At 57.2% G+C, this 9,788-nt stretch carries 10 protein-coding genes; all 10 read left to right on the top strand.

Translation table 11 applies throughout. The annotated features are described in order from the left end of the window. The first annotated feature begins 171 nt into the window (after positions 1-171). The 10 genes from QLQ85_RS00400 to QLQ85_RS00355 all read left to right on the top strand — a co-directional run bounded on the left by QLQ85_RS00400 (position 172) and on the right by QLQ85_RS00355 (position 9,491). On the top strand, positions 172-1,098 hold the full coding sequence (locus QLQ85_RS00400; RefSeq protein WP_282737210.1) for a LysR substrate-binding domain-containing protein: 927 nt from the start codon (positions 172-174) through the stop codon (positions 1,096-1,098). Between the two features lie 149 nt (positions 1,099-1,247). After that, the gene (locus QLQ85_RS00395) at positions 1,248-2,282 is read left to right on the top strand and encodes an ABC transporter substrate-binding protein (protein ID WP_282737209.1); all 1,035 of its coding nucleotides are present in this window, start codon (positions 1,248-1,250) and stop codon (positions 2,280-2,282) included. A gap of 81 nt (positions 2,283-2,363) precedes the next feature. Then, complete coding sequence (locus tag QLQ85_RS00390; protein WP_282737208.1) at positions 2,364-3,428, top strand: ABC transporter ATP-binding protein; 1,065 nt, start codon at positions 2,364-2,366, stop codon at positions 3,426-3,428. After that, positions 3,421-4,323, top strand: coding sequence for an ABC transporter permease (locus QLQ85_RS00385; protein ID WP_282737207.1), 903 nt, complete (start codon positions 3,421-3,423; stop codon positions 4,321-4,323). The genes QLQ85_RS00390 and QLQ85_RS00385 overlap by 8 nt, the downstream gene beginning before the upstream one ends. Before the next feature lie 14 nt (positions 4,324-4,337). Further along, a complete protein-coding gene (locus QLQ85_RS00380; RefSeq protein WP_282737206.1) occupies positions 4,338-5,132 on the top strand; it encodes an ABC transporter permease in 795 nt (264 codons plus the stop codon). A gap of 9 nt (positions 5,133-5,141) precedes the next feature. Beyond that, on the top strand, positions 5,142-6,260 hold the full coding sequence (locus QLQ85_RS00375) for an NAD(P)/FAD-dependent oxidoreductase (protein WP_282737205.1): 1,119 nt from the start codon (positions 5,142-5,144) through the stop codon (positions 6,258-6,260). Continuing rightward, positions 6,235-6,537, top strand: a complete 303-nt coding sequence (locus QLQ85_RS00370) for a (2Fe-2S)-binding protein (protein WP_282737204.1) — start codon at positions 6,235-6,237, stop codon at positions 6,535-6,537. Before QLQ85_RS00375 ends, QLQ85_RS00370 begins: the two co-directional genes overlap by 26 nt. After that, positions 6,537-7,931 carry an FAD/NAD(P)-dependent oxidoreductase gene (locus QLQ85_RS00365; RefSeq protein WP_282737203.1) on the top strand — a complete coding sequence of 465 codons (1,395 nt, stop codon included), beginning with the start codon at positions 6,537-6,539 and terminating at the stop codon, positions 7,929-7,931. The genes QLQ85_RS00370 and QLQ85_RS00365 overlap by 1 nt, the downstream gene beginning before the upstream one ends. After that, positions 7,928-9,049 (top strand): NAD(P)/FAD-dependent oxidoreductase, encoded by a 1,122-nt coding sequence (locus tag QLQ85_RS00360; protein WP_282737202.1) that lies wholly within the window; start codon positions 7,928-7,930, stop codon positions 9,047-9,049. Before QLQ85_RS00365 ends, QLQ85_RS00360 begins: the two co-directional genes overlap by 4 nt. Positions 9,050-9,146: 97 nt before the next feature. Beyond that, on the top strand, positions 9,147-9,491 hold the full coding sequence (locus QLQ85_RS00355; RefSeq protein ID WP_282737201.1) for a RidA family protein: 345 nt from the start codon (positions 9,147-9,149) through the stop codon (positions 9,489-9,491). The last annotated feature ends 297 nt before the right edge of the window (positions 9,492-9,788 follow it).

Below are 9,788 nucleotides of genomic sequence, written 5' to 3'. Positions count from 1 at the left end.
AGCTCCCGGTAGTTGAGCAGCGGATACGCCCGCGAATAGGGGTTGGGGGACGACGAGGGGAAGGCGAAGGCCACATGGGGGTAGTGGGCGAAGGCATCTCAAGAGTGAAGTGCCATTTTTTGAAAAGTATATTGAGTAATAACACCCCTTTCAAAGCTATAGAGAAACAAGATGGTCAACCTCCGTCAGATCGAAGCTTTCCGGGCAGTCATGGTGCATAAGACCGTGACCCGTGCTGCTCAGACGCTTCACGTCTCACAGCCTGCCGTGAGCCGGCTCATCGCCGACCTCGAATATCACGTGGGTTTTTCCTTGTTCAAGCGAGACAAGGGGCGACTGGTCCCGACTCCAGAAGCGCAGGCGCTCTATGAAGATGTCGAGAGAGCCTTCGTGGGGCTCGATAAAATCACTGAAACCGCAAGAGAAATCCGCGAGTTCCGCACCGGCCGACTGCTTATTAGCTGCATGCCTGCATTGGCATTGAGCGTACTTCCGAGCATGGTCCATGACTTTTCTGCACGGCATCCGGGCATAACCATCTCGCTTCAGGCACATAGCTCTCAGCGGGTCCTGGAGTGGGTCGGAACTCAGCAGTGCGACCTGGGGTTCATCGGCATGCACATCGAAGATCCGGCAGTAACCATCTTACCCCTGGCAACAGGCTACCTTCGGCTGATGATGCAGCCATCTCACCCCTTGGCTAAGAAGCGGGTGATACATATCCAGGACTTGGAGGATCAGCCATTCGTTTCCTTGGGCCAGCTACAGGATGTCAGGCCGCTCATCGATCAAGCCTTTCATGCAGCGGGTGTCAAACGGCGCATGCGCATAGAGACACAGCTGTCCAGCGTAGCGTGCGAGCTGGTGAAAGCGGGGGCCGGTGTGTCGTTGATCGATCCCGTGACGGCAAGTTTTTACTCCAAGCAAGGGTTGGTATCGAAACCTTTTCTTCCTGCGATCGATTTTCATTACAGCGCAGTCCTTCCCGCCTATCGTCCTCCGGCACGCCTGGCAATGGAATTCCTGGAGGATGCCAAGATCCAGCTCCAGCGGTTGATCGAAGCCGAAGGCGATTCTTCCTATAACATCAGCGAATAGGGTGGGCAAAAAATGGCATTAGTTTGCATAGCCTCGAAGTGCTAGCTTCTAAGTCGTGGTGTCGATATGGCAGCGCAGCAATCATGAATGAGCTTTGGCACTGTCGATATTGACTGACTTTTATAAAAACAAACCCAAGGATCCCAAGCATGAATAGACGGGTACTACTCACTGCATCCATGACTGGCGTGATTGGACTTGCATCAGCATCAGTACAGGCAGATACCCTGTATATAGGCGCTTATGGTGGCTCATCGGAATATGCGATGAAGGAATCCATTATTCCTGCCTTTAAAGAAAAGCATGATGTCGATATCGTATACGTTGCCGGTAATTCCACTGACACCTTGGCGCGACTCCAAGCCCAGGCGGGCCAGCAGGAGCTTAACGTTGTACTGCTCGATGATGGACCAATGTATCAGGCTGTGAATCTAGGGTTTTGCGCACCAATGAACGGCTTGGAGGCGCTGGACGATGTTTATGATATTGCCCGCTTTCCGAATGACAATGCCGTAGGCGTGGGCGTGGTGGCATCTGGTTTTGCCTACAACGCTGAAATGTTTGAGCGAAACGGATGGGAGTCACCCTCTTCGTGGCGTGACCTGGCCGACGAAAAATTCCAGGGGAAAATTGTTGTTCCTTCGGTTAGCAACACCTATGGGCTGCATACCTTGGTTATGGCTGCCAGGCTAAATGGTGGGGGAGAGGACGATATCGACCCGGGATTCGAATACATTCAGGATTCAGTCGTTCCGAATATCCTCAGCTTCGAAACCTCTGCAGGTGGAATGTCACAGCTTTTCCAGAATGAGGAGATTGCACTTTCGGTTTGGGGGAGTGGGCGTGTTCAGGCACTGGCAGATACCGGGTTTCCAGTGAAATTTGCCTATCCTGAAGAGGGAGCAGTTGCGTTGATGGTTGCAGGGTGCATTGTTGATGGCAGTGGGGAAGATGAACTCTCCAGGGCTTTCATGGCGCACCTTCTCTCTCCTGAGATCCAGGCTATCCTCGCAGACACTCAGGGCTGGGGCCCATCAAATCGATACACCGAGCTCGATGATGAATTGGCGGCGAGCCTGCCTTACGGTGACCGTATCGATCACCTGACCTCAGTGGATTGGGACACAATTAATCCACAGCGCATGGAATGGACAAACCGCTGGAATCGTCGCGTCGAGCGTTGATTCAAGTCAACCCATCAATTCCATGACTGGTGACCCCTGCCTGCCAATATCTGCCAGGCAGGGGTTTGGGAGAGTCCTACCATGAGCTACCTGAGCCTGACGTCATTAACCAAATGCTATGGGCGCACCACTGCCGCTGAAGATATTACACTGGAGATCGAGAAAGGGGAGTTCGTCTCACTTCTTGGACCCTCCGGCTGCGGCAAGACTACCACCCTCCAGATGATCGCCGGGTTCGTAGAGCCAACCCGGGGTCGTATCCTCATGGATGGTGAAGACATCACTCACCGCAAGCCGAATGAGAGAGGTATTGGGATCGTTTTCCAGTCCTATGCCCTTTTCCCGCACATGACGGTGGTTGAGAACGTGCGCTTCGGGCTGGAAATGCGGCGTGTCCCTGCAGCCGAAAGCCGGCAGCGGGTGGGTGAGGTACTGGAACTTGTCCATCTCGACCAGCTTAAGGACCGCTACCCTAGGGAGCTCTCCGGTGGACAGCGTCAACGCGTGGCACTTGCACGTGCCCTCGTGATTCAACCTCCGCTCTTGCTACTCGATGAGCCGCTGTCCAACCTCGATGCCAAGCTTCGCGAGGACATGCAGATTGAGCTCCGCAATATTCAACAGCAAGTCGGTACGACCACGCTTATGGTCACCCATGACCAGTCCGAAGCCCTTTCTCTGAGTGATCGTGTCGTTGTCATGAACCAAGGGCGCGTGGTGCAAGTCGATGAGCCTTTCAATGCCTATGAGCGGCCTAGTGATGCCTTCGTCAGCTCATTCGTCGGCAAGACTAACCTTCTTACTGGTTTGATCGGGAAGAGGCAAGGCGACCAGACAGCCATACGCTTAGGTGATGCGACTCTCGAGCTTACCCTCGATGGTCCTCGTACCAGCAACCAGGTACAGATCTCCATTCGTCCAGAGAAGCTCGAATTGACGGATTGCGCGAGCGGCAAGCTCAAGGGCCGGGTGAAGACACGGTTGTTCCTTGGTAACCACTGGCTCTATCAGATCGATAGCAGTGCCGGTGAGTTATTCATTACGCAGCCCAACCTAGGGAAACGGGGTGTCGCGGTAGGTGATGATGTAGGTGTCAGTTGGTCTCCCGGTGCCATTCGGCTACTTGAGGAGAAGGTCCATGGCTGAACTTGCATCAACTCTTCCGTCGACGACTCCACGGTTCCTTCCAAAGTCGCTGATTCCATGGTTATTGAGCGCTCCTGGGGCGATATTCTTCCTGATGCTGCTGGGCATGCCGTTGTTGATGACCCTAGTGCTCAGTTTCAATAGTTTCGATTATGCCGAAGGAATCATTGCTACCTTTAGTTTTGCGAATTACATTGAGGTCATTAAGGACGACTACTTCCACGAAATATTCTTTCGAACCTACGCCATTAGCATAGCTGTAGTGGTGCTGTGCATAGCCATCGGTGTGCCAGAAGCTTATATCCTCTCAAGAATGCGTAGCCCATGGCGGTCACTGTTCCTTGTTGTAACTTTGACGCCACTGCTTATCTCAGTGGTAGTGCGCACCTTGGGCTGGGTACTGCTCATCGGTGGTAATGGTTTGCTGGGCAAATCACTGGAAGCCTTGGGCATTGCCGACGCCAGTGCGGGTAACCTTATGTATACCCATACCGGCATCATTCTGGCGCTGGTTCACGTGCTAGTGCCCTTTATGGTGATCTCGGTATGGGCTGCCTTGCAGAAGCTCGATCCTTCCGTGGAGCATGCGGCATTGTCGCTCGGTTCCAGTCACATCACGGTCTTTCGTCGAGTCGTAGTGCCGCAGATCATGCCCGGCATACTCTCCGGAAGTTTGATTGTATTCGCTCTGGCCGCCAGCGCCTTTGCCACTCCGGCGATACTCGGCGGGCGAAGGCTAAAAGTCGCTGCTACCGCAGCTTATGACGAATATCTCAACACCATGAACTGGCCCCTCGGTGCTTCCATTGCAGTGATTCTACTGATTGCGAATGTGGTCGTGGTGATGAGTTACAACCGCATGATGGAACGGCGCTTCCGCCGGACATTGGGCTAGAAGGAGACACTCATATGCAAAACAATGGAAAACTGGCCCTGTGCTTTCACACATTTTTCGTGATCTTCCTGATGGCACCGCTTGTCGTTGTAATGCTGGTCGCTTTCACCCCGAACGGTTATATCTCGTATCCCACGGATGGCTTCTCGCTCAGGTGGTTCCGGGCCATTCTCGAGAACCGCAGCTTTATTCAGGCATTCTGGAATAGCCTCTATCTTGGCATCGGCGCCGCCAGCGTTTCTGCTGTACTCGCTGTGCCTGCTGCCCTGGCCATCGCTCGCTACCAATTTCGGGGGCGGGAGGCGCTAGTAAGCCTATTCCTTTCACCGCTGATGATTCCACATGTGGTGCTGGGTGTGGCCTTTCTCAGCTTTTTCTCGCGGATCGGTGTCTATGGCAGTTTCTACGCCTTGGTGGCGGCCCACGTGATCATCATCATGCCGTACACCATGCGCCTGGTGATGGCTTCGGTATTCGGCATGGACCGCCGGGTCGAACAGGCTGCGCTGTCACTGGGCGCCAGTCAATGGACAGTGTTTAGGCGTGTCACCATGCCGATTATCTTACCTGGCGTTGCTGGCGGCTGGATTCTCGCTTTCACCACCAGCTTCGATGAGCTGTCGATGACGATTTTCGTTGCGTCTCCCAGCACGACGACGCTGCCTGTCCAGATGTACAACCATATCGCTCACACCATCGACCCGCTGATTACCTCTGTCTCGACCGTGCTGATCGTGCTGACAGCCCTCTTGGTTCTAATACTGGACCGCATCTATGGACTCGACAAAGTCCTGATCGGCAAGGGATGAAGAGATCATATGAAAACCTATGATTTTGCTGTCGTCGGGGGCGGACTAGTGGGCAGTGCTATTGCCTATGGCCTGGCTAAGGCCGGCCACCGAGTCGCTGTGCTCGATGAGGGTGATGTTGCCTATCGGGCCTCTCGAGGCAACTTCGGGCTGGTCTGGGTCCAAGGGAAGGGGCTTGAAATCCCAAGTTATTCACAGTGGAGCATGAGCTCTGCATCCCTGTGGCCCAGTCTCTCGGAAGAACTCTGGGAGCTCACTGAGGTGGCAACTCAGCACCAAGCGCCGGGAGGTGTGCATCTTTGCTACAGCCAGAAGGAAATGGAGCTGCGGCAGGCTGATCTGACCTCGCTGGTCAAGGCGACTGGCGGGCAGTTCGATTTCGCCATGCTCGATCACGAACAGCTACGCGAGATGATTCCGGAAATCGGGGAGAGTGTCACGGGAGCCTCCTGGTCGCGCTGGGACGGACATGCCAATCCGCTTTATCTGCTACGCGGGTTGCATGCCGGTTTTCTTCGCTGCGGCGGAACTTTCCTTCCCGGCAGCAAGGTTCACCGAGTGCATCAGAACGGGGACAGCTTCGTGATAGAGCGTGAAGGGGAGCGAGTCCAGGCGGAACGCGTGGTGCTCGCCGCCGGTCTCGGGAACCGCCACCTGGCGCCTCAGGTTGGGCTGCATGCTCCATTGATACCCAATCGAGGCGAGATCTTGGTCACTGAACGCATGCGCCCCCTGCTGAATCTTCCGACCACGTATCTTCGCCAGACGGGGGAAGGTTCAATCTTGATGGGGGATTCCCACGAAGATGTCGGTTTTGACGAAGGCACCGAGACCCCTGTGCTGTCGCATATCGCCCAGCGGGCCGTGCGTGCCCTGCCAGCGCTGGCCAATACGCGGGTAGTACGTACCTGGGGTGCGTTGCGCGTGATGACACCGGATGGCTATCCACTCTATCAGGCCTCGCTCTCCCACCCAGGCGCATTCGTGGCCTGCTGCCATAGCGGTGTGACCTTGGCTGCAGCCCATGCCAAACGCCTTGCCCCCTGGATCGCTGGTGACTCCTTGCCCAGCGAAATAGCCCCTTTCACCGCGGAGAGATTCGATGTTCAAACGGTTATCCCTGCCTGATGCATCTGCACAGAAGACAGTGATCGTGTACTTCGATGGCCGGCAGGTCACTGCCCAGGATGGCGATACCATTGCAGCGGCGCTGTTCTCGGCCGGTGTCGAGGCATGCCGTACCACGCCGGTGAGCGGATCCCCGAGGGGACCCTACTGCATGATGGGGGTCTGTTTCGAGTGTCTGGTCGAGGTGGACGACATTCCCAATGTCCAGGGGTGCCAAGTCCTTGTGAAGGACGGCATGCAGATCCGTTCGCAACACGGCGCAAGGAGACTCGGCTGATGACGACTCATGACCTAGTGATACTCGGCAGCGGGCCTGCCGGTATGGCCGCTGCCGCCACTGCCGTGGCCCATGGCCTCACCTCGGTGGTGGTCGATGAGCAGCCGGCAGCTGGCGGACAGATCTATCGTTCAATTGAGTCGACACCTCTCAAGGAACGGCGAATTCTTGGTGATGACTACTGGCATGGTAAGGAGCTGGTAGATGGACTGGATGATCCGCGCATCGACTATCGTCCTGGCACTACCCTTTGGCAGCTCACCCGGCGACTCGAGGTCGGGCTCCTCCAGGGTGAGCAAACATCAATGCTGCGAGCCCGCCACGTCATTCTCGCCCATGGTGCCATGGAGCGCCCCTTCCCGATCCCGGGCTGGACTTTGCCTGGGGTCATGACTGCCGGAAGCGGTCAGATCCTGCTTAAGAGTGCTGGCTTGGCGCCCTCGGCACCGGTTGTGCTCGCTGGCTGTGGGCCACTTCTGTTACTGCTGGCCGTGCAATATTTGCGCGCCGGTATTCCCATTGCTGCTTTGCTCGATACCACGCCGGCGGGGCAATACCGGGACGCACTCCCGCTATTGCCCGGTGCATTGCGGAATCCGCGGACCCTGCTCAAGGGCTTGGGGCTATTGGCCGAACTGCGACGTGCAGGCGTCAGGCATGTTCGGCATGTGACGGCTCTGGAAGCCGAAGGCGAAGGCCGACTGGAACGAATCCGCTGGCAATGCGGCAACGATCCTGAGTGGCATTGCCTGACAACACCCCTGCTGTTGCTTCATCAGGGGGTAGTGCCGAACACGCAGGTCACGCGGGCCCTCGACTGTACTCATGACTGGGACGAGCGGCAGCTGGCTTGGCAGCCTCGAAGAGACGCCTGGTTGGCGACAGATGTTGAGGGGATCGCGGTCGCTGGAGATGCCGGCGGCATCGTGGGTGCCAAGGCTTCGGCTATACAGGGAAGGCTGGCAGGGTTGGCAGCCGCCATTTCACTCGGTCGTGTGAGTGAAGATAAGATCCACGAGGAAGTGAAACGGCTGCGTCGTGACTTGGCGCGAGAAACAGCCATTCGTCCTTTCCTTGAAGCCCTCTACCGACCGGCAGCGCATTGGCGGCTGCCTGAGGACGATACGCTGGTGTGTCGTTGCGAGGAGGTTACTGCCGGTGAAGTTCGCCGCATGGCCAAGCAGGGGTGTCGTGGCCCCAACCAGACCAAGTCATTCACCCGGTGTGGCATGGGGCCCTGCCAGGGTCGCATGTGTGGCCTGACGGTCAGTGAGCTGTTGGCCGATGCCAATGGGCAGAGCGTTGCCGAGACTGGTTACTACCGCCTTCGCCCCCCCTTCAAACCCATTACCTTGGGGCAACTGGCAACAGCCGCTGAGGATGCTTCGGGATGAGTGCCCGGATCGTCATCGTCGGGGCAGGTCTCCATGGTTGTAGTGCCGCTGTCCACCTCAGTGCCCACGGTCATCGAGTCACGGTGATCGACAAGGAATATGCCGGTCGGCACGCCTCGGGTGTTAACGCCGGTGGTGTGCGACGGTTAGGCAGGCATCCTGCGGAGATCCCCTTGGCCATGGCGGCTTGGGAACGCTGGCAACGCATGGCCGAGGTGGTCGGTGACGACTGTGATTTTCGCCCGGTGGGGCAGATCAAGGTCGCCGAGAATGGCGCCGATCTGGACACGCTAGCTGAGCGTGAGCGGCAGGTCCGGTCTCTGGGATTCGACCACGAGTATCTCATCACTCGCGACGAGCTACGTAAGCGCGTACCGGCTCTGTCTCCCCACTGCCCTGGCGGACTTGCCTGCGATGGTGATGGTTATGCCAACCCCTATCGTACGGTGACAGCGTGGCGACGCCAGGCTCAACGGCAGGGCGTGAGCTTCTTAGAAGGCCTGGCTGTCACCGGCCTGGAGGCCCATGGCAGCGGCTGGAAGGTTCAGGCGGGACCCCACCGTTTCTCTGCCGATATCCTCATCAACTGCGCTGGTGCTTGGGCGGGTACGCTTTGTCAATGGCTGGGCGAGCCGGTACCTCTCGCCGCCGAGGCGCCGATGCTGATGATTACCGAGCGACTGAAGCCATTTCTCGGCCCGGTCATTGGGGCAACGTCCAGGCCCCTCTCTTTCAAGCAGTTTGAAAACGGCACAGTGCTGATCGGAGGAGGCGTTCGGGGAGAAGTCGATTCGCGACGCCAGGTCGCCGAGACACGTCTGGCAGGACTGGCGGACAATGCCGACACCGTATTGAGCCTCTTCCCCTTCATGCATGATGCACGCATTGTCCGCACTTGGGCAGGGATAGAGGCCGTCATGCCGGACCAGATCCCAGTATTGGGTCCGAGCAGTACATCCGAGAGCGTAATTCACGCCTTCGGCTTCTCGGCTCACGGCTTTCAACTTAGCCCAATCTCTGGGGAAATCGTCGCCGACCTAGCTATGGGACGGGAGCCTGCCTACCCGATCAAGCCATTTTCCATCACGCGCTTTCAGGACTATCGCTCGTCAGGTTGATTCACTGATTTGCTATATGACCAATCTTGCTCTCCTTTCGGCATGCCGAAAAGGGCGACACCATGCCTGTAAACAGGCAATCACAGGAGTTGATCACATGATCGAACGTAGCATTCGTACCCCCATCATGCACCGTGCCGTTGCAGCCAATGGTTTTGTATTCTTCGGTGGCATCATCGCTGATAATCTTAGCTTGGACATGGCAGGCCAGACACGGCAGGTGTTGGACAAGCTGGAGAGCTATCTCGCCGAAGCCGGAACCAACAAGGAGCGCATCGTTTCGGCTACGGCTTATGTGGCCGATCTGGGTCTCAAGAAGGGCATGAATGACGTCTGGACTCAGTGGTTTGATCCGGAACACTTGCCGGCCAGGGCCACTTTAGGGGTAGCGGACCTGGGCGAGAACGTGCTGCTGGAGCTGGTTGTCACCGCCGCCAAGTAGCTCCTTGCTCCCCACGACAGATACCCTCTGCTTTAGCGCATCATCTCACACTGATGACTGAGTGAGGTGATGGCGGCTCCAGGCCTCGACGAATCCTGTTTCTGATGATCTCGTCTCGCACCGGCTCTTCGAAGCCGGTAGACGGGGCGAGCTCATCCAATGAGGCCCGGGGCCACTGGCCCCGGGCATTGTAGCTCAGTGATAGCGCGGTCCGGCGCCGTCGCGCGAGGCCCGCTGGGGGAGTCGGGTGAAGCGGACCGGCGGACTGTACTCCTCGCCTTCGGGGGCCCGCTCCGG

The organism is Halomonas kalidii, from assembly GCF_030010475.1.
Taxonomy (GTDB): domain Bacteria; phylum Pseudomonadota; class Gammaproteobacteria; order Pseudomonadales; family Halomonadaceae; genus Halomonas; species Halomonas heilongjiangensis.
Note: the sequence above shows the minus strand (reverse complement) of the source record. Positions and strands in the feature narration are given on the sequence as shown.

Coding starts and splice junctions, on each gene's coding strand:
- QLQ85_RS00375 (WP_282737205.1), top strand. CDS start 5,142: ATGAAAACCTATGATTTTGCTGTCGTCGGGGGCGGACTAGTGGGCAGT.
- QLQ85_RS00360 (WP_282737202.1), top strand. CDS start 7,928: ATGAGTGCCCGGATCGTCATCGTCGGGGCAGGTCTCCATGGTTGTAGT.
- QLQ85_RS00390 (WP_282737208.1), top strand. CDS start 2,364: ATGAGCTACCTGAGCCTGACGTCATTAACCAAATGCTATGGGCGCACC.
- QLQ85_RS00355 (WP_282737201.1), top strand. CDS start 9,147: ATGATCGAACGTAGCATTCGTACCCCCATCATGCACCGTGCCGTTGCA.
- QLQ85_RS00380 (WP_282737206.1), top strand. CDS start 4,338: ATGCAAAACAATGGAAAACTGGCCCTGTGCTTTCACACATTTTTCGTG.
- QLQ85_RS00400 (WP_282737210.1), top strand. CDS start 172: ATGGTCAACCTCCGTCAGATCGAAGCTTTCCGGGCAGTCATGGTGCAT.
- QLQ85_RS00385 (WP_282737207.1), top strand. CDS start 3,421: ATGGCTGAACTTGCATCAACTCTTCCGTCGACGACTCCACGGTTCCTT.
- QLQ85_RS00370 (WP_282737204.1), top strand. CDS start 6,235: ATGTTCAAACGGTTATCCCTGCCTGATGCATCTGCACAGAAGACAGTG.
- QLQ85_RS00395 (WP_282737209.1), top strand. CDS start 1,248: ATGAATAGACGGGTACTACTCACTGCATCCATGACTGGCGTGATTGGA.
- QLQ85_RS00365 (WP_282737203.1), top strand. CDS start 6,537: ATGACGACTCATGACCTAGTGATACTCGGCAGCGGGCCTGCCGGTATG.